This is a genomic window from Halopseudomonas aestusnigri, from assembly GCF_002197985.1.
GTDB lineage: Bacteria > Pseudomonadota > Gammaproteobacteria > Pseudomonadales > Pseudomonadaceae > Halopseudomonas > Halopseudomonas aestusnigri.
Map to the genome: position 1 here is coordinate 264,213 of NZ_NBYK01000001.1, position 19,242 is coordinate 283,454.

At 59.9% G+C, this 19,242-nt stretch carries 17 protein-coding genes; 16 read left to right on the forward strand and 1 reads right to left on the reverse strand.

Going from position 1 to position 19,242, the window contains the following annotated elements:
* Positions 1–31 precede the first annotated feature (31 nt).
* A complete protein-coding gene (gene map, locus B7O88_RS01300; protein WP_088273392.1) occupies positions 32–820 on the reverse strand; it encodes a type I methionyl aminopeptidase in 789 nt (262 codons plus the stop codon).
* A gap of 282 nt (positions 821–1,102) precedes the next feature.
* On the opposite strand from map, the gene rpsB reads away from it, so the two are divergent.
* The 16 genes from rpsB to dnaE all read left to right on the forward strand — a co-directional run bounded on the left by rpsB (position 1,103) and on the right by dnaE (position 19,227).
* A complete protein-coding gene (rpsB, locus tag B7O88_RS01305) occupies positions 1,103–1,840 on the forward strand; it encodes a 30S ribosomal protein S2 (RefSeq protein ID WP_088273393.1) in 738 nt (245 codons plus the stop codon).
* A 138-nt stretch (positions 1,841–1,978) separates the two neighbouring features.
* Positions 1,979–2,848: a translation elongation factor Ts gene (gene tsf / locus B7O88_RS01310; protein WP_088273394.1), complete on the forward strand. Its 870-nt coding sequence runs from the start codon at positions 1,979–1,981 to the stop codon at positions 2,846–2,848.
* Between the two features lie 186 nt (positions 2,849–3,034).
* Positions 3,035–3,769, forward strand: a complete 735-nt coding sequence (gene pyrH, locus B7O88_RS01315) for a UMP kinase (RefSeq protein ID WP_088273395.1) — start codon at positions 3,035–3,037, stop codon at positions 3,767–3,769.
* A gap of 3 nt (positions 3,770–3,772) precedes the next feature.
* Positions 3,773–4,330, forward strand: coding sequence for a ribosome recycling factor (gene frr, locus B7O88_RS01320; protein ID WP_088273396.1), 558 nt, complete (start codon positions 3,773–3,775; stop codon positions 4,328–4,330).
* Between the two features lie 23 nt (positions 4,331–4,353).
* Positions 4,354–5,106: a polyprenyl diphosphate synthase gene (gene uppS, locus B7O88_RS01325; RefSeq protein WP_088273903.1), complete on the forward strand. Its 753-nt coding sequence runs from the start codon at positions 4,354–4,356 to the stop codon at positions 5,104–5,106.
* Positions 5,106–5,921 (forward strand): phosphatidate cytidylyltransferase, encoded by an 816-nt coding sequence (locus B7O88_RS01330; protein ID WP_088273397.1) that lies wholly within the window; start codon positions 5,106–5,108, stop codon positions 5,919–5,921. Before uppS ends, B7O88_RS01330 begins: the two co-directional genes overlap by 1 nt.
* Entirely contained in the window at positions 5,918–7,105 is a 1,188-nt protein-coding gene (ispC, locus tag B7O88_RS01335; RefSeq protein ID WP_088273398.1) for a 1-deoxy-D-xylulose-5-phosphate reductoisomerase, read from the forward strand. Before B7O88_RS01330 ends, ispC begins: the two co-directional genes overlap by 4 nt.
* A 36-nt stretch (positions 7,106–7,141) precedes the next feature.
* The gene (rseP, locus tag B7O88_RS01340) at positions 7,142–8,503 is read left to right on the forward strand and encodes an RIP metalloprotease RseP (RefSeq protein WP_088273399.1); all 1,362 of its coding nucleotides are present in this window, start codon (positions 7,142–7,144) and stop codon (positions 8,501–8,503) included.
* A gap of 75 nt (positions 8,504–8,578) precedes the next feature.
* Positions 8,579–10,930, forward strand: coding sequence for an outer membrane protein assembly factor BamA (gene bamA / locus B7O88_RS01345; RefSeq protein ID WP_088273904.1), 2,352 nt, complete (start codon positions 8,579–8,581; stop codon positions 10,928–10,930).
* A gap of 44 nt (positions 10,931–10,974) precedes the next feature.
* Positions 10,975–11,481, forward strand: coding sequence for an OmpH/Skp family outer membrane protein (locus tag B7O88_RS01350; protein WP_088273400.1), 507 nt, complete (start codon positions 10,975–10,977; stop codon positions 11,479–11,481).
* Positions 11,481–12,542 (forward strand): UDP-3-O-(3-hydroxymyristoyl)glucosamine N-acyltransferase, encoded by a 1,062-nt coding sequence (gene lpxD / locus B7O88_RS01355; RefSeq protein ID WP_088273401.1) that lies wholly within the window; start codon positions 11,481–11,483, stop codon positions 12,540–12,542. Before B7O88_RS01350 ends, lpxD begins: the two co-directional genes overlap by 1 nt.
* Before the next feature lie 51 nt (positions 12,543–12,593).
* Positions 12,594–13,031, forward strand: coding sequence for a 3-hydroxyacyl-ACP dehydratase FabZ (fabZ, locus tag B7O88_RS01360; RefSeq protein ID WP_088273402.1), 438 nt, complete (start codon positions 12,594–12,596; stop codon positions 13,029–13,031).
* Positions 13,028–13,804, forward strand: a complete 777-nt coding sequence (lpxA, locus tag B7O88_RS01365; protein WP_088273403.1) for an acyl-ACP--UDP-N-acetylglucosamine O-acyltransferase — start codon at positions 13,028–13,030, stop codon at positions 13,802–13,804. Before fabZ ends, lpxA begins: the two co-directional genes overlap by 4 nt.
* A 1-nt stretch (position 13,805) precedes the next feature.
* The gene (lpxB, locus tag B7O88_RS01370) at positions 13,806–14,987 is read left to right on the forward strand and encodes a lipid-A-disaccharide synthase (protein ID WP_088273404.1); all 1,182 of its coding nucleotides are present in this window, start codon (positions 13,806–13,808) and stop codon (positions 14,985–14,987) included.
* A gap of 11 nt (positions 14,988–14,998) precedes the next feature.
* Positions 14,999–15,589, forward strand: coding sequence for a ribonuclease HII (gene rnhB, locus B7O88_RS01375; RefSeq protein WP_088273405.1), 591 nt, complete (start codon positions 14,999–15,001; stop codon positions 15,587–15,589).
* 104 nt (positions 15,590–15,693) lie between these two features.
* Positions 15,694–19,227: a DNA polymerase III subunit alpha gene (gene dnaE, locus B7O88_RS01380; RefSeq protein ID WP_088273406.1), complete on the forward strand. Its 3,534-nt coding sequence runs from the start codon at positions 15,694–15,696 to the stop codon at positions 19,225–19,227.
* Positions 19,228–19,242: the final 15 nt, after the last annotated feature.

Consider the following 19,242-nt stretch of genomic DNA (forward strand, 5'->3'; position numbering starts at 1 on the left):
CGGGTTGGCCGGACAGCGAATCAGTCGCCGGTCAGCGGAAGGTCTCTTCGCTGCGCAGGGTCAACACCTCGTACCCGTCGGCCGTTACCAGAATGGTGTGTTCCCATTGTGCTGACAGCTTGCGGTCCTTGGTGATGGCGGTCCAGTTGTCGCCCAGCAGACGGGTTTCCGCACGGCCCTGGTTGATCATCGGCTCGATGGTAAAGGTCATGCCTTCGACCAGCTCCATCCCGGTGCCGGCACGGCCGTAGTGCAGAATCTGCGGCTCTTCGTGGAATACCTTGCCGATACCATGACCGCAGTACTCGCGCACCACGCTGTAGCGGTTGGCATGGGCGTGTTCCTGAATCACCGCGCCGATGTCACCCAGACGGGCGCCGGGGCGCACTACCGAGATACCCTTATACATGCATTCCTGGGTAACACGGCTCAGGCGCTCGACCCACTCCGGCACTTCGCCGACCATGAACATCTTGCTGGTGTCGCCGTGGTACCCATCCTTGATGACGGTAACGTCGATATTCAGCGCATCGCCGTTCTTCAGTGGCTTGTCATTCGGAATGCCGTGGCAGACGACATGGTTGATGGAGGTGCAGATGGATTTGGGGAAGGGCATGCGGCCCGGAGCACCGCCGTAATTGAGCGGTGCTGGAATAGCGTTCTGGACGTTGACGATGTAGTCGTGGCAGATGGTGTTGAGTTCGTCGGTGGTGACGCCCGGTTTGACGTACTCGCCGATCATTTCCAGAACCTCTGCCGCGAGGCGGCCGGCAACCCGCATGCCGGCAATGTCTTCAGCGGTCTTGATGGTAACGGTCATGGCAGGACTCTCTTGATTGGGCGCCGGCTGGCGACGTTGGAAAAGCAAGGGATTCTATCAGACCTGCGCGCGCCTGTTGAGCCGGCCGTGCGTCGTCTGCATGACGGCAATGCTTTATTCAGGGTGGTCGATATGGTATAAAGCGCCCCGCTGAGAAAAGAGTCATCGAGCTCGCTCGGCATTTACCTTAAAACCGCACACGTATCGACACGGTATCCTGGGTGCCCTTCGGGGTTGGATGCTGGGATGCGTGGAGGCCCAACCCGACTTACTGGAGTTATCATGACCCAAGTCTCTATGCGCGACATGCTGAAGGCCGGTGCGCACTTCGGCCACCAGACCCGTTACTGGAACCCGAAAATGGGCAAGTACATTTTCGGCGCTCGCAACAAGATTCACATCATCAACCTGGAAAAGACCATGCCGATGTTCCATGAAGCCCTGAGCTTTGTGGAAAAGCAGGCTGCCGGCAAGAACAAGATCCTGTTCGTCGGCACCAAGCGCGCTGCCAGCAAGATCATTGCTGAAGAAGCATCACGTGCTGGTCAGCCCTATGTTGATCACCGTTGGCTCGGCGGCATGCTGACCAACTACAAGACCATCCGTCAGTCCATCAAGCGTCTGCGCGACCTGGAAGCTCAGTCTCAGGACGGCACCTTCGCCAAGCTGACCAAGAAAGAAGCGCTGATGCGCTCGCGCGATCTGGAAAAACTGGATCGCAGCCTGGGTGGTATCAAGGATATGGGCGGCCTGCCCGATGCCCTGTTCGTCATCGACGTCGAGCACGAGCGCATTGCCATCACCGAAGCCAACAAGCTGGGTATTCCGGTCATCGGCATCGTTGATACCAACAGCAGCCCGGATGGCGTTGACTTCGTTATCCCGGGTAACGACGACGCAATCCGCGCCATCAAGCTGTACGCTGCTGCCATGGCTGACGCAGTAATGCGTGGCAAGGGCAACGCCGGCGCTGCTGACGAGTTCGTCGAAGAAGCTGCTCCGGAAGCCTCTGAGGGCTGAGGTGCATACGGCTGAATTGTTGCCGTAGCAAAAAGGGGGCGATGCCCCCTTTTTGCAATGTGTTTATCGCAAGATGATTCGTTGCTTCCTGCTGATTATCGGAAGCAGGAACTAATCCAGTTATGTGAGGAAGAATCCATGGCAGAAGTTACTGCAGCACTGGTCAAAGAACTGCGCGAGCGTACCGGTCAGGGCATGATGGAGTGCAAAAAGGCTCTGGTTGCCGCTGAAGGTGATATCGAGAAGGCGATTGACGACATGCGCGCTTCCGGCGCCATCAAGGCAGCCAAAAAAGCAGGCAATATCGCCGCTGAAGGCTCCATCGCCGTCAAGGTTGCTGCCGACAACAAGTCCGCAGTCATCATCGAAGTCAACTCCCAGACCGACTTTCTGGCTCTGCAGGAAGACTTCAAGGCATTCGTTGCTGCCAGCCTGGACAAGGCGTTTGAAGCTGGTTACACCGACGCTGCTCCGCTGATCGCTGATCAGGAAGCGGCCCGCGAAGCTCTGGTTGCCAAGACTGGTGAGAACGTCAACATCCGTCGCCTGACCCGCGTTGAAGGTGATGTGGTTGGTGCTTACCTGCACGGTCACCGCATCGGTGTTGTCGTTACCCTGAATGGCGGTAACGAAGAACTGGCCCGTGACATCGCCATGCACGTTGCTGCCAGCAACCCGCAGTTCCTGGATGCCTCCCAGGTATCCGAAGAAGCGATCGCCAAAGAGAAGGAAATCTTCCTGGCTCTGAACGCTGACAAGATCGCCGGCAAGCCGGAAAATATTGTTGAGAACATGGTCAAGGGCCGTATCAACAAGTTTGTTTCCGAAGGCAGCCTGATCGAGCAGCCCTTCGTCAAGGATCCGGACGTCAAGGTCGGTGAGCTGGCCAAGAAAGCCGGTGCTGAAGTAGTTTCCTTCGTGCGTTTCGAAGTGGGTGAGGGCATCGAGCGTGCCGAGACCGACTTTGCTGCCGAAGTTGCCGCTCAGCTGGCTGCTGCCAAGCAGTAATACGCTATAGTGCACGCTGACCGGTGCACCGCCCCCGCCCATCGGTGGGGGTGACAAGGTTGATCCGAGAGGCTTCCCGCGCAGGCGTGAAGCCTCTTTTTCAAGAAATACTGAACAAGTTCGCGCCCCGATGGTCTGGGTGGAACTCGTTGAGTATTTCTCCCTTCCAGCCCAGGAGACTAAGACATGGCCCAGGTACCCAGTAGCCGCCAACCCAAATACAAGCGCATTCTTCTCAAGCTCAGCGGCGAGGCGCTGATGGGAACCGAGGATTTCGGTATTGATCCCAAGGTGCTGGACCGTATGGCGCTGGAAATCGGGCAATTGATTGGTATTGGCGTCCAGGTCGGTCTGGTGATTGGCGGTGGCAACCTGTTCCGGGGAGCTGCGTTGAGCGCAGCCGGCATGGATCGGGTCACTGGCGACCACATGGGTATGCTGGCGACCGTCATGAATGCGCTGGCCATGCGCGACTCGCTGGAGCGGTCCAACATCCAGACTCGGGTGATGTCGGCCATCACCATGGAAGGCGTGACCGAGCATTACGACCGCCGCAAGGCAATGCGCTACCTCGCTGGTGGTGACGTGGTAATATTCTCCGCCGGCACGGGTAACCCTTTCTTCACCACCGATACGGCGGCCTGTTTGCGCGGTATCGAGGTCGACGCCGATCTGGTGCTCAAGGCGACCAAGGTGGACGGTGTTTACAACGCCGACCCGATGAAAGACCCGAACGCCGAACGCTTCGAAACACTCAGCTATGACCAGGTTCTGGATCTTAAGCTGGAAGTCATGGACCTGACGGCAATCTGCCTGATCCGTGACCACAATATGCCCCTGCGGGTGTTTAACATGAACAAACCTGGTGCGTTGCTGAATGCGGTTGTTGGCAGCGCCGAAGGAACACTGATCGAGGGTTGAGTAATGATCAACGAAATCAAGCAAGACGCGCAGGAGCGCATGAAGAAATCCGTTGAGGCGCTGGAGCACGCGTTCGCCAAGATTCGTACCGGTCGCGCTCACCCGGCTCTGCTGGACAGCATCATGGTCTCCTATTACGGCTCCGATACGCCGCTGCGTCAGGTTGCCAACGTCATCGTTGAGGATTCGCGGACCCTGGCTCTGAGCGTGTTCGACAAGGGCATGATTCAGGCGGTCGAAAAGGCGATCATGACCTCTGATCTGGGCCTCAACCCGGCCACCTCCGGCACGACCATTCGTGTACCCATGCCGGCGCTGACCGAGGAGACTCGCAAGGGCTACACCAAACAGGCCCGTGCAGAGGCTGAAGGCGGTCGCGTTGCCGTGCGCAACATTCGCCGCGATGCGCTGAGTCAGCTCAAGGATCTGCAGAAAGAGAAGGCAATCAGCGAAGACGAGGAGCGTCGCGCCGCTGATGAGGTGCAGAAGCTGACCGACAAGTTCATCGCCGAAATCGACAAGGCGCTGGAAGTGAAAGAAAAGGATCTGATGGCCATCTGAGGCTGTCAGTGACCGGCTTCCAAATGAACAACAAAAAGCAGGCTGGTAGCCTGGCCGTCGTGCCTCGCCACATTGCCATCATCATGGATGGCAACAACCGTTGGGCGCGCAAGCGCCTGATGCCCGGCGTTGCCGGGCACAAGGCAGGTGTCGATGCGGTAAAGGCAATGATTGAGGTCTGCGTCGAGGAAGGGGTCGAGGTGCTGACCCTGTTTGCCTTCTCCAGCGAAAACTGGCAGCGCCCGGCCGACGAGGTCGGTGCGCTGATGGAGCTGTTCCTCAGTGCCCTGCGCCGCGAGGTTCGCAAGCTGGGCGAGAATGGTGTGCGCCTGCGCATTATCGGTGATCGCAGCCGGTTTTCCCGCGAGCTTCAGCAGGCAATGCTGGAGGCCGAGCAGCAGACTGCCCATTGCAGTCGCCTGACACTGGTCATTGCCGCCAATTACGGTGGCCAGTGGGACATGGCCCAGGCTGCACGAAGTCTGGCGGAAGAAGCAGTGCGCGGTGAGCGTACGCCGGCATCGATTGACGAGCAGGCGATTGAGGCGCGTCTCAGTACTGCGGGCCTGCCGTTGCCGGACCTGTGCATTCGCACTGGCGGTGAGAAGCGCATCAGCAACTTCCTGCTATGGCAGCTGGCCTACGCCGAGCTGTACTTTTCCGATCTTTACTGGCCCGATTTCAAGCATGCCGCCCTGCGCGAGGCGATGTGTGATTTTGCGGGTCGTCAACGCCGATTTGGCAAAACCAGCGATCAGATCGCAGCGGAGTCCTGATGCTCAAGCAACGGGTAATAACAGGCGTCATTCTGGCGCTTATTGCAGTGTCCGGGTTTGTCGGCCTGCAGGGCGCATGGTTTGCGGCGTTTATTGGTGCGGTGGTCATGCTGGCTGCCTGGGAGTGGATGCGGCTGTGCGGTGAAAGCCGTCAGAGCGGTCGCATTGTCTATGCCGCTACCCTTGGCCTGTTCATGGTCGGTCTGTATCGCGACGCTCCGGCCATCATCTACTTTGTTGCTCCGGCGCTGGTTTGGTGGGGCATGGCGACGCTGATGATCCTGCGCTATCCCAACGGCGCCGGTCTGTGGCGCGGAAGTTTTCTGCGTCAACTGTTCGGGTTGCTGATCCTGTTGCCGGCCTGGGCGGGAGTGGTCTGGTTGCGGGCCCAGGAGCACGGGCTGTGGATGCTTCTGGGGCTTGCGGTACTGGTGTTTGGTGCTGATATCGGCGCCTACTTTTCCGGCAAGGCCTTTGGTCGCACCAAGTTGCTGCCCAATGTCAGTCCCGGCAAGACTCGTGAAGGCCTGCTCGGCGGCCTGCTGCTGAGTCTGTCGCTGGCACTGGCAGCCATGCTCTATCTGGGCTGGGGGCTGCAGGCGATTGTTTTGGGCCTTGTCGGTTCGGCGCTGGTGGTGCTGATATCGGTAGTCGGCGATCTGACTGAAAGCCTGTTCAAGCGCGAGGCCGGCCTCAAGGACAGCAGTAATCTGTTGCCGGGACATGGTGGCGTGCTGGATCGCATCGATAGTCTGACTGCGGCGATTCCGCTGTACGTTGGGGTCTGGCTGCTGCTCGGGAGCCGTTTGGCGTGAGCCGGCAGCAGGTTACCGTTCTGGGTGCTACCGGGTCGATTGGTGTCAGCACGCTGGACGTGATTGCCCGTCACCCGTCGCGCTATCAGGTGTTTGCGCTGACCGGTTATAGCCGCATGAGTGTGCTGGCGGCGCAGTGTCGTGCTCATCGCCCGCAGTATGCGGTCGTCGCTGACGAGGTTCAGGCCGATGTCCTGCAGGCTGAGCTGCTTGCAGAAGGGCTGCAGACCGAGGTGCTCCATGGTGCCGACGCGTTGGCGCGGGTTGCTGCCGATGATGCAGTGGATGTGGTGATGGCGGCCATTGTCGGCGCGGCCGGCCTTCGGCCAACCCTGGCCGCAGTCCAGGCGGGCAAGCGGGTATTGCTGGCGAACAAGGAAGCGCTGGTCATGTCCGGTGCATTGTTCATGGAAGCCGTGAAGGCCTCCGGCGCACGTTTGCTGCCGATCGACAGCGAGCACAATGCGATTTTTCAGTGCATGCCCGAGCATTATTCGGCGGGGCTCGGCAAGGCAGGGGTGCGTCGTATTCTGTTGACGGCTTCGGGCGGGCCGTTTCGTAGCTTTACCTACGAACAGTTACTTCAGGTAACGCCGGCGCAGGCCTGTGCGCATCCGAACTGGTCGATGGGGCAGAAAATATCGGTGGACTCGGCCAGCATGATGAACAAGGGGCTCGAGTTGATCGAGGCCTGCTGGCTGTTTGCGGCACATCCGGATCAGGTTGAGGTGGTTGTGCACCCTCAGAGCGTAGTGCATTCGCTGGTCGATTATGTCGACGGGTCCGTGCTTGCTCAGCTGGGAAACCCGGATATGCGAACGCCCATTGCTCATGCCCTGGCGTGGCCGGAGCGCATTGATTCCGGTGTCAGCGCACTGGACCTGCTGACAACCGCACGACTTGATTTTGAAGCCCCGGACCCGGTGCGGTTTCCCTGTCTGCGTCTTGCCCGGGAAGCGGCTCTCGCCGGCGGCACCAGTTGCGCCTTGCTGAATGCGGCCAACGAGGTGGCGGTCGAAGCCTTTCTGGCAGGGCGCGTTCGCTTTGTGGACATCCCTGTTATCATCGAGGACACATTGAACCGTTTGCCCAGTGAGGCGGTGCGTGATCTGGAGCATATTCTGCAGGCAGATCGCAGCGCGCGTGAGCACGCCTCGAGCTGGGTAGAGGCAAACGGAAGCTAAGTTATCGGGTGGCTTGTCCGCCCTGTGAGGTACTGAATGGAGCTGCTGTCTACGTTGTTGGCTACGGTGGTCGCTCTCGGGCTGCTGGTCACCATTCACGAGTACGGTCATTTCTGGGTAGCCCGGCGCTGCGGCATCAAGGTGTTGCGCTTTTCGATCGGTTTCGGCCCTGCGCTGCTGCGCTGGCACGATCGGCGCGGAACCGAATATGCCATCGCCGCCATTCCGCTGGGCGGCTACGTCAAAATGCTCGACGAGCGCGAGGCGCCGGTTGCCGAGCACGAGCTGGATCAGGCCTTCAATCGCAAAACGGTAAGGCAGCGCATTGCGGTTGTGGCTGCAGGGCCGCTGGCGAATTTCCTGCTCGCGATCCTCGCCTTCTGGATTGTCGCGGTGATCGGTTTCAGCACGGTGGCGCCAGTGCTTGGCCCCGTCCCAGCCGGTTCCCCTGCTGCATTGGCCGGCATGCACGAAGGGCTGGAAATTACCGCTGTTGATGGCACCTCGACACGAAGCTGGCACGAAATCAATCTGCAACTGATCCGGCGTCTTGGAGAGAGTGGCAGCATTGATGTGACTGCCAAACCCTTTTCCGGCGGCAGTGAGCAGCGTTACCAGCTGCCCCTCGATAGCTGGCTCAAGGGGGAAGAGGCGCCCGATCCAATGGTGGCGCTCGGGTTGACCGGATGGCAGCCTCAAATTCCCCCGCGTATCGGCCAGGTTGCGCCTGACGGTGCCGCGGCCGAGGCCGGTTTGCAGCCTGGCGATCTGATTCTATCTATTGACGGTGAGCCGGTATCCGACTGGCTGACCGACGTGGTGCCGACCATTCAGGCCAATGCGCAGCAGGTCCTGCAATTACAGGTCGAGCGCAACGGCAGCCTGGTTGATATCGCGCTGACGCCGCGTCCCAAGGCAAGTGACGATGTGGTTGTCGGATACGTTGGTGCAGGCGTCGAGCCGATCGACATGCCGGCTCACATGCAGCGCCAGATAAGTTACAACCCCCTGGTCGCTGTGCCGGTCGCGATGCAGAAAACCTGGGAAATGACAGCGCTGACGCTGGACTCACTGTGGAAGATGCTGACAGGGCTGGTCTCGGCAAAAAACTTGAGTGGTCCGATTACGATTGCTAAAGTGGCGGGCGCCTCTGCCAAGTCAGGGTTGGAAAGTTTTCTCAGTTTTATTGCGTACTTGAGTATCAGTCTGGGGGTTTTGAACCTTCTCCCGATACCGGTTCTGGATGGTGGTCACCTGGTGTATTACGTGGCCGAGTGGGTCAGGGGCAAGCCTCTCTCCGAGCGAATTCAGACATGGGGACTGCAGATCGGCTTGAGCCTGATCGTCGGAGTCATGCTGTTTGCCATTTATAACGATATTAGCCGCCTGGGCGGCTGACCAAGTGCACTGCCTGAACACGACCTGCCATTGATGGCAGATAAGAATTCAATCAGCTGGATCAAAACGGATTTCATGAAACGTTACCTATTGCCTGCGCTTTTTTCGATGCTATTGGCGCCGGGGGCTCACGCCGCTGCCTTCCAGATCTCCGATATCCGCGTCAATGGTTTGCAGCGGGTTTCCGCCGGCAGCGTATTCAGCGCCTTGCCGCTGAACATTGGTGACGAAGTCGATGATCCGGAACTGGTCGAAGCTACGCGCTCCCTGTTCCGTACCGGCTTCTTTCAGGATATTCAGCTGGGTCGCGAAGGCGACGTGCTGGTAATCAACCTGGTCGAGCGCCCCTCCATTTCCTCTATCGAGCTGGAAGGCAACAAGGCGATCAAGAGCGAGGACCTGCTCAAGGGCCTGAGCGCCGCCGGCCTGGCTGAAGGCGAGATTTTTCAGCGCGCAACCCTGGAAGGGGTGCGCAACGAGCTGCTTCGTCAGTACGTATCCCAGGGCCGCTACTCTGCCGATATCGAGGCGCAGGTCATTCCCGAACCGCGTAACCGGGTTGCCTTGAAGATTGTCATCGACGAGGGGTCGGTTGCGGCGATTTCGCACATCAACGTCGTCGGCAACACCGTCTTCGAGACCGAAGATCTCGTTGATCTGTTCGAGCTGAAGACGTCGGGCTGGTTCTCGTTCCTGAGCAGTGACGACAAGTATTCCCGCGAGAAGCTGTCGGGTGATCTGGAACGGCTGCGCTCCTATTATCTGGACCGTGGCTACGTCAACATGAACGTGGCTTCGACCCAGGTATCCATCACCCCGGACAAGAAACACGTCTATATCACCGTCAACATTACCGAGGGCGAGCGCTACAGCATCAGCGATGTGCGTCTGTCCGGTGATCTGGTCGTAGGTGAGGACGAGATCAAGCGTCTGATGCTGATTGAACCGGGTCAGATTTTCTCCCGCCAGGTGATGACGTCTACCTCCGACCTGATCAGCCGTCGACTGGGTAATGAGGGTTACACCTTCGCCAGCGTCAACGGTATTCCCGAGATCAACGAAGAAGACAAGACGGTTGCCGTGACCTTCTACGTCGACCCGGGCAAGCGTGCCTACGTCAATCGCATCAACTTCCGTGGCAACACCAAGACCGAAGATCAGGTGCTGCGTCGCGAAATGCGGCAAATGGAGGGTGGCTGGGCGTCAACCTATCTGATTGATCAGTCCAAGACCCGCCTTGAGCGCCTGGGCTTCTTCAAGGAAGTGAATGTCGAGACGGTTCCGGTACCCGGCACCGACGACCTGATTGACGTCAATTACAGCGTTGAAGAGCAGCCTTCCGGCTCGGTAACCGCCAGCCTCGGTTTTTCCCAGAGCTCCGGTATCATCCTCGGTGGCTCGATCAGCCAGAACAACTTCTTCGGTACCGGTAACCGGGTAAGTGTCGGGGCAAACCGCTCCGATTATCAGACCTCGTTGTCCTTCGGCTTTCTGGATCCGTACTTCACCGTTGATGGCATGAGCCTGGGCTATAACGCGTTCTACCGGACTACCGACTACGATGAGCTGGACGTCGATGTCACCAGCTACGCCGTCGACTCCTTCGGTGGCGGCTTCAACTTCGGTTATCCGGTCAGTGACACCTCGCGCATCTCCTTCGGGATGAGTGCCCAGCAGGACACCATCAAGAGCGGTATCTATACCGTGCAGGAGATTTTGAATTTCCTGGATACCGAAGGGGACAGCTTTACCAACCTGTTCTTCGACGCCTCCTGGTCGCAGAGCACGCTCAATCGCGGCGTATTTCCGGATCGTGGCCACTCGCAAAGCCTGAGCTGGCATGTGACCGTGCCGGGCAGTGATCTGCAGTTCTACACCATGGATTATCGCGGTCAGCGCTTCTTCCCGATGACTGAAGACCTGACCCTGCGTCTGCACACCGATCTGGGCTTTGGTCGCGGCTTTGGCGGTACCGACCGCATGCCGTTCTACGAGCATTACTACGCCGGCGGTATCGGTTCTGTGCGCGGCTTCGAGGACAGCACCCTGGGCCCGAAGAGTACCCCGAATGTCAACGACCCTGATCAGGACTCGCTGCCCTTTGGCGGTAACATCAAGATCACTGGCGGTGCGGAAGTTATCTTCCCGGCCCCCTTCGTCAAAGACCAGCGTTCGTTGCGCACGGCCCTGTTTTTCGACGTAGGTAACATATACGATACCCAGTGCACGCAGACCAAGACGGTTGAGGGCGACAAGAATCCCGGTTGTGGCGATGTTGACCTCGGTGAGCTGCGTTACAGTGTCGGTGTTGGCCTGTCCTGGCTGACCGCTCTGGGCCCCTTGGGCTTCAGTCTGGCCATGCCGCTGAATGCTGATTCGGCCGACGACGCCCAGGTGTTCCAGTTCACTCTCGGCCAGACGTTCTGACGTCAGACCAATAACAACGTGGTATCGAAATCAGGAGTTTTAGAGTGGGTAAGTTTACGCGTGTAGCGGTGATGTCCCTGCTGGCTCTGGCCAGTTTCCAGGCCTCTGCCGAGATGAAGATTGCCGTGCTGGATTATCAGATGGCGCTGCTGGAGTCTGATGCAGCGAAGAAATACTCGGTTGACGCCGAAAAGCAGTTCGGTGCGCAGCTGCAACGCGTAAAGAATCTGGAAGCTGAAGCCAAGCGATTGCAGGAGCGCCTGCAGCGTGATGGCGGTCAGATGGAGCAGTCCGAGCTCGAAAAGCTGGAGCTTGAACTGCGTCAGAAGGTACGTGAGTTCCAGCTGCAGTCGCGTGAGCTGAATGAGGCCAAGGCCCAGTCCGATCGTCAGATGCTGGAAACCCTGCGTCCGCGCCTGGATGCCGCAGTTGAAGGCGTTTTGTCTGCCGGTGGCTACGATCTGGTACTCGATCGCGGTGGCGTGATTGAAGTGAAGCCGCAGTTCGATATCACCCGTCAGGTGATTGAGCGCCTGAATAGCACCCGCTGATGTCCGAAATCCTGTCCTTGTCCCTTGCGCGCCTGGCTGAAGAGCTCGGCGCGCAGCTTATTGGGGACCCGCAAACGGAAATCCTCGGCCTGGCGACCCTGCAGGATGCCGGCCCCGGCCAACTCGCTTTTCTGGCCAACGCCCAGTATCGCAAGTACCTGGCTGACACGCGTGCCAGTGCGGTCCTGCTGACCGAGCGCGATGCCGAGGGGTTTGCCGGCAATGCGCTGGTGGTGGCCGACCCTTATCTGACCTACGCTCGCCTGTCTCACCGCTTTGACCGCAAGCCCAAAGCTGCTGCCGGTATTCATCCGACTGCGGTGGTGGCAGCGAACGCGCAGGTTGATCCCAGCGCCAGCATTGGCGCCGGTGTGGTTGTCGAGGCCGAGGCCGTTATCGGTGCCGGCGTTACCCTGAGTCCGCAGTGCTATGTCGGTGCGCGTTCGACTATCGGTGCGGGTGGCTGGCTCGCTCCCCGGGTGACCCTTTACCACGACGTTCATATTGGCGAGCGAGTGGTGATTCAGTCGGGTGCGGTAGTCGGCTCCGAGGGGTTTGGCTTCGCCAATCAGGCTGGCCACTGGCAGAAAATTGCCCAGATTGGCGGAGTGCGTATTGGTGATGATGTCGAAATCGGCGCCAATACCACCATCGACCGCGGCGCCTTGGCCGATACCCTGATCGGCAACGGGGTCAAGCTCGATAATCAGATTCAGATCGCACATAACGTGCAGGTCGGTGATCACACGGCAATGGCGGCCTGCGTCGGTATCTCCGGCAGCACCAAAATCGGTCGCCACTGCATGATTGCCGGCGGTGTCGGCATGGTCGGGCATATCGAGGTCTGCGACAATGTGTTCGTCAGCGGCATGACCATGGTCACCCGCTCCATTACCGAGCCCGGTGCCTATTCTTCAGGTACGGCGATGCAGCCGGCTGGCGAATGGAAGAAGAGCGCAGCGCGTATCCGTCAGCTTGATGGTATGGCCAAGCGACTCCAGCAGCTCGAGAAACAGCTTGAACAGGTGACTCGGCAGTCCCCCGACTCATCAAACGCCTGAGTGGCGCCCCGTTCGGGGCGCTTTTATCCTTTTCAGCAAGGCCAGCGATACATGGATATCAACGAAATCAAAGAATACCTGCCCCACCGTTACCCCTTCCTGCTGGTGGATCGGGTTCAGGAGCTGGATCTTGAGAACAAGCGCATTCGCGCCTACAAGAACGTCTCGGTCAATGAGCCGTTCTTTAATGGTCATTTTCCCCAGCACCCGATCATGCCCGGTGTGCTGATCATCGAGGCCATGGCTCAGGCCGCCGGCCTGCTCGGCTTCAAGATGATGGGCGTAAAGCCGGCGGATGGCACTCTGTATTATTTTGTCGGCTCCGACAAACTGCGCTTCCGCCAGCCGGTTGTGCCGGGCGATCAGCTTCAGCTGGAAGCCAGCTATCTGAGTGACAAGCGTGGTATCTGGAAGTTTGCCTGCCGTGCTACCGTTGACGGCAAGGAAGCCTGTTCAGCTGAAATCATTTGTGCGGAACGCAAGATATGAGTCGTATTCACCCTCTGGCGATTGTTGACCCGGCCGCACGGCTGGCTGATGACGTCGAGGTAGGCCCCTGGAGTTATATCGGTGCCGACGTCGAGATTGGCGCCGGCACGCAGGTAGCCTCCCATGTTGTTATCAAGGGGCCGACGACCATCGGGCGCGGGAACCGGATATTCCAGTTCGCGTCGGTGGGCGAGGAGTGTCAGGACAAGAAGTACAAGGGTGAGCCTACCCGGCTGGTGATTGGTGACAACAACATCATCCGCGAAGGCTGCACCCTGCATCGCGGAACCGTGCAGGACCAGGGCATCACCCGTATCGGCAGCAACAATCTGCTGATGGCGTATGTCCATGTCGCCCACGACTGTGTGGTTGGTGACAACATCATCATGGCCAACAATGCGACCATCGCCGGTCATGTACATGTGGGCGATGGTGCGATTCTGGGTGGCTACACTACAGTCCACCAGTTCTGCCACATCGGCTCCTTTGCCATGAGCGCCGCCAATACCGCGGTGTTCAAGGATATTCCGGCGTTTGTCATGGTCGGTGGTAACCCGGCCAGTGCCCATGGCATGAACTTCGAGGGCATGCGTCGGCGCGGCTATTCCGCCGAGCTGATCAGTGCGCTGCGCCGTGCCTACAAGGTGGTCTACCGTCAGGGTCTGACCACCAGCGAGGCGATGGCGCAACTGGCTGAGGCTGCCGAGCAGTTCCCGGAAGTTGCGCTGTACTGTGCCTCCATCAACGAGTCGACCCGCGGCATTACCCGCTGACATGTCAGGTATCGCCCCGTTGCGTTCGAACAAGCCCCTGTGTATCGCCCTGGTTGCCGGTGAGGCGTCCGGCGATACCCTGGGGGCAGGGCTGATCGCGGCGCTCAAGCAACGTTTCCCCAATGCACGCTTTATTGGTATCGGAGGGCCTCGCATGCTCGCCGAGGGCATGCAGACCCGGGTGCCAATGGAGCGTCTGTCGGTAATGGGGCTGGTCGAGGTGCTAGGGCGTCTGCGCGAGCTGCTCAGAATCCGTCGCGAGCTGGTCGATTACCTCAAGCAGGAGCGGCCGGACGTATTCATTGGTATTGATGCGCCGGACTTCACCCTTGGGGTTGAGCAGCGTTTGCGTGACGCGAGCATTCCCACGGTGCACTACGTCAGCCCGTCGGTCTGGGCGTGGCGCGAGAAGCGGGTTCTGGGTATCGCTCAGTCGACCGATCTGATGCTGACCCTGTTTCCCTTTGAGGAAGACGTCTACCGCCGGCACGGTGTGGCGGTGCGCTGCGTCGGTCACACCCTGGCCGACCGTGTCCCGCTGGAGCCGGATCGTGCCGCCGCGCGGCAGTCGCTGGGTCTGCCGGAAGCGGGACGGGTTGTCGCTCTGCTGCCGGGTAGCCGCAACGGTGAGCTGCGCAAGCTGGGGCGCCTGTTCCTTGAGACCGCCGCCTGGTGTCTCGAACGCCAGCCGGACCTGCAGTTCATCATGCCCTGCGCCAGCCCTGAACGCCGTCAGCAGATGGATGCCATTCTCGCCGAGAGCGGACTTGAGTTGCCGCTGACCCTGTTTGACGGGCGCGCCCACGAGGTGCTGGCTGCCTGTGATGCGGTATTGATCGCCTCGGGCACCGCCACGCTCGAAGCCATGCTGTTCAAGCGGCCGATGGTGGTGGCCTATCGTATGGCGGGGCTGACCTTCCGTATCCTCAAGCGGCTGGTCAAGGTGGGGCATGTATCGCTGCCGAACCTGCTGGCCGGGCGCGAAGTGGCTCCCGAGTTCCTGCAGGATGCGGCCACGCCCGAGGCTATGGGCGAGGCGCTGCTGGCCCGCCTGCTGCCGACCGCAGAGCGAGCCGAAACAGAACAGACCTTCATGCAGCTGCACCAGATGCTGCGTCGTGATGCCGATCAGTGCGCGGCGGACGCGGTTGCCGACCTGATCGCCGAGCGCGGACACCTGTGAGTCAGCTCGGCATGGACTGGTCATTGCCGGCTGGCGAGGAGCTGATCGCCGGGGTTGATGAGGTAGGGCGCGGTCCGCTCTGTGGTGCGGTGGTTACCGCGGCCGTTATCCTGGATCCGGCCCGTCCGATCGAGGGGCTGAATGATTCCAAGAAATTGACCGAGGCGCGGCGAGAGGCGCTTTTTCCGGTGATTCAGGAGCGCGCGCTGGCCTGGTGTATTGCCCGAGCCGAGGTGGAAGAAATCGACCGGCTGAATATTCTGCACGCCACCATGCTGGCGATGCAGCGCGCGGTAGCGGGGTTGCAGGTTCGCCCCGATCTGGTGCTGGTGGACGGCAACCGCTGTCCTGCGTTGCCGATGCGCAGCGAGCCGGTGATCAAGGGCGATAGTCGGGTGCCGGCAATTGCGGCGGCGTCGATTCTGGCCAAGGTCGCGCGTGATCGTGAGATGCAAGAGCTGGACAGGCAATATCCCGGGTATGGCATAGCCGGTCACAAAGGCTATCCAACGCCGGTGCACCTTGCCGCACTGCGTGAGCTGGGTGCGACACCCATTCATCGTCGTTCCTTTGCGCCGGTGCGCAAGGCGCTGGAACGGTAACCGGCTGCAGCGGTCACATCGTTCTGTATGCTGCGACTGGCCGCAGCAGTTCCCCGTCGCTACAATTCTCTGCCTGACGCTTCGCCATCTGAAACAGGATTTCCATGTCATTTTCCTTTGTTCACCTGCGTGTCCACAGTGAGTACTCCCTGGTCGACGGACTGGTCAAGGTCAAACCCCTGATCAAGGCTGTTACCGAGGCGGGCATGCCGGCGGTGGCGATTACCGACCAGAGCAACATGTGCAGCCTGGTCAAGTTCTACAAGGCTGCGATGGGCGGTGGCATCAAGCCGATTTCCGGCGTTGATCTGTGGCTGACCGATGCCGAAGACGACAGCGTGCTGACCCGCATCAGCCTGCTGGCGATGAACCCCAAGGGCTACCGCAATCTCACCGAGCTGGTCTCGCGCGGCTATACCGAGGGCCAGCGCAACGGCGTTGTTACGGTTCGTCGGGAGTGGATTGCCGAGGCCAGCGAAGGCGTGATCGCTCTGTCGGCAGCCAAGGAAGGGGAGATTGGTATCGCGCTGCTGTCTTCCAGCCCCAAACGGGCGGATGAGCTGCTGGCCTATTGGATGGGTGTCTTCCCTGATCGCTTTTATCTCGAACTGCAGCGCACCAGTCGCGTCAATGACGAGGAACACGTGCACGCCGCCGTCGCGCTGGCGGCGCGCAGCGGCTGTCCGGTTGTGGCGACCAACGATGTACGCTTTCTCAAGCGCGGTGACTTTGAGGCCCACGAGACCCGTGTCTGCATTGGTGAGGGCAGGGCGCTGGACGATCCGCGCCGGGTGCGTCAGTACAGCGAGGAGCAGTATCTTAAGACCTCTGAGGAAATGGCCGAGCTGTTTGCCGATATCCCCGAGGCGCTGGAAAACAGTGTCGAAATTGCCAAGCGCTGCAATATCGATGTCCAGCTGGGTACCTACTTTCTGCCGGAGTTTCCCATTCCGGATGGTCTGACCATCGAGGAGTACTTCAAGAAGGTCTCCTTCGAGGGCCTGGAAGAGCGTCTGAAGGTCATTCTGCCGCCGGACACGCCGGACTATGAGGCCAAGCGCCAGGTCTACATCGACCGTCTCAACTTCGAACTCGACATCATCAATCAGATGGGCTTTCCCGGCTACTTCCTGATCGTGATGGACTTTATCAAGTGGGCCAAGGGCAATGGCGTGCCGGTAGGCCCGGGCAGGGGCTCGGGGGCGGGGTCGCTGGTCGCCTATTCGCTGCTGATTACCGACCTTGATCCGCTGGCCTACGATCTGCTGTTCGAGCGCTTCCTCAACCCGGAGCGTATTTCCATGCCCGACTTCGACGTCGACTTCTGCATGGAAGGCCGCGATCGGGTCATTGACTATGTAGCCGACGCCTACGGCCGCAACGCGGTCTCGCAGATCATCACCTTCGGTACCATGGCGGCTAAGGCGGTAGTGCGCGACGTGGCGCGGGTGCAGGGCAAGTCTTACGGCCTGGCCGACAAGCTGTCGAAGATGATTCCCTTCGAGGTCGGCATGACGCTGACCAAGGCCTATGAGCAGGAAGAGATGCTGCGCGATTTCCTCGCCAACGACGAGGAAGCCCAGGAAATCTGGGACATGGCGCTCAAGCTGGAGGGCATTACCCGTAACGTCGGCAAGCACGCCGGGGGGGTGGTAATCGCGCCGACCAAGCTGACCGATTTTGCGCCACTGTATTGCGACGAATCCGGTGGCGGTCTGGTTACCCAGTTCGACAAGGACGACGTGGAAGCAGCCGGTCTGGTGAAGTTCGACTTCCTCGGTCTGCGGACCCTGACCATCATCAAGTGGGCGATGGAAACCATCCACCGCCAGCAGCGTGCGCAGGGCGTCAGTGACGAGGAACTGGTCAATATCGACCTGATTCCGCTGGATGATGCACCGACTTACAGCATGCTGCAAAAGGCGGAAACCACAGCCGTTTTCCAGCTTGAATCGCGCGGCATGAAGGAGCTGATCAAGAAGCTCAAGCCCGACTGCCTGGAAGACATGATCGCACTGGTGGCCCTGTTCCGTCCGGGCCCGCTGCAGTCAGGCATGGTGGACGACTTCATCAACCGCAAGCACGGCCGCGAAGAGATTTCCTACCCGCACCCGAACTACCAGTACCCAGGTCTTGAGCCGGTGCTCAAGCCCACCTACGGCATCATCCTGTATCAGGAACAGGTCATGCAGATCGCCCAGGTGATGGCCGGCTACACCCTGGGTGGCGCGGACATGCTGCGCCGGGCGATGGGTAAGAAAAAGCCAGAAGAGATGGCCAAGCAGCGTGGCGGCTTTATCGAAGGCTGCGCCAATAACGGCATTGACGCGGACCTGGCCGGTAATATTTTCGATCTGGTAGAAAAGTTCGCCGGTTACGGCTTCAACAAGTCGCACTCGGCCGCCTATGGTCTGGTGTCCTATCAGACTGCCTGGCTGAAGGCCCATTACCCGGCACCCTTCATGGCAGCGGTTCTCTCGGCGGATATGCACAACACCGACAAGGTGGTGACGCTGATTGAGGAATGCCGCAGCATGCGCCTGCGGATCAAGGCGCCGGATGTCAACGTTTCGGAATTCAAGTTCACCGTAGATGACGCCGGTGATGTGGTTTACGGCCTCGGCGCGATCAAGGGCGTGGGTGAAGGTCCGGTCGAAACCATCGTTGAGACCCGCAAGGCCGGCGGCCCGTTTAACGACTTGTTCGACTTCTGCGCCCGGGTGGACCTCAAGCGTATCAACAAGCGGGTGATGGAAGCGCTGATTCGCAGCGGTGCGCTGGATCGCCTCGGGCCGTTCTTCGCCGAGGAAGTTCAGGCCTATCAGAAGCAGATCGACCGTAACCGCGCAGCATTGATGAGCGCGATGGAAGAGGCGATTGCCTCGGCCGAACAGACCGCGCGCAGCGCCGATAGCGGCCACGACGACCTGTTTGGTGATCTGCTGGGGCCATCTACCGAACGCGATGTGTACGAGCCCTACCGCAAGGTGCGCGAGTGGACCTTCAAGGAACGCCTGCGTGGCGAGAAGGAAACCCTGGGTCTGTACCTCACCGGTCACCCGATTGACGAGTACGAACGTGAGATTCGCCGCTTCGCCCGTCAGCGCATTCTGGATCTGAAGCCTTCGCGCGAGAGCCAGACCATCGCTGGGCTGGTATTCGACATGCGGGTGATGAAGAACAAGCGCGGCGACAAGGTAGGCTTTATCACCCTCGATGACCGATCGGCGCGGATCGAGGTGTCGCTGTTTTCCGAGGCCTACAATGCGGCGCAGGCGTTGTTGCAGAAGGACGCCATGCTGGTGGTCGAAGGGGAGGTCGCGGTCGATGACTTCTCCGGCGGCATGCGGGTGCGTGCCAAACGCGTGATGAGTCTGGAGGAGGCGCGTACCGGGCTGCTCGACAGTGTACGGGTGAACCTCGATGGCACTCGTCACGACGCCGCCGCGCTGAGCCGAATGGCAGGGCTGCTGCAGCAGTATCGCGGCGGCTGCCCGGTTACGGTCGGGTACCAGCGGGCCGATGCGGCAGCGTTGCTGCGCCTCGGTGACGAGTGGCGTGTGGAGCCGGCAGACGATCTGCTGCAAAGCCTGCGTGACCAGTTGGGCAAAGACAGCGTCTCTCTGCACTATAGATAGCGCAAAGCCGGATGC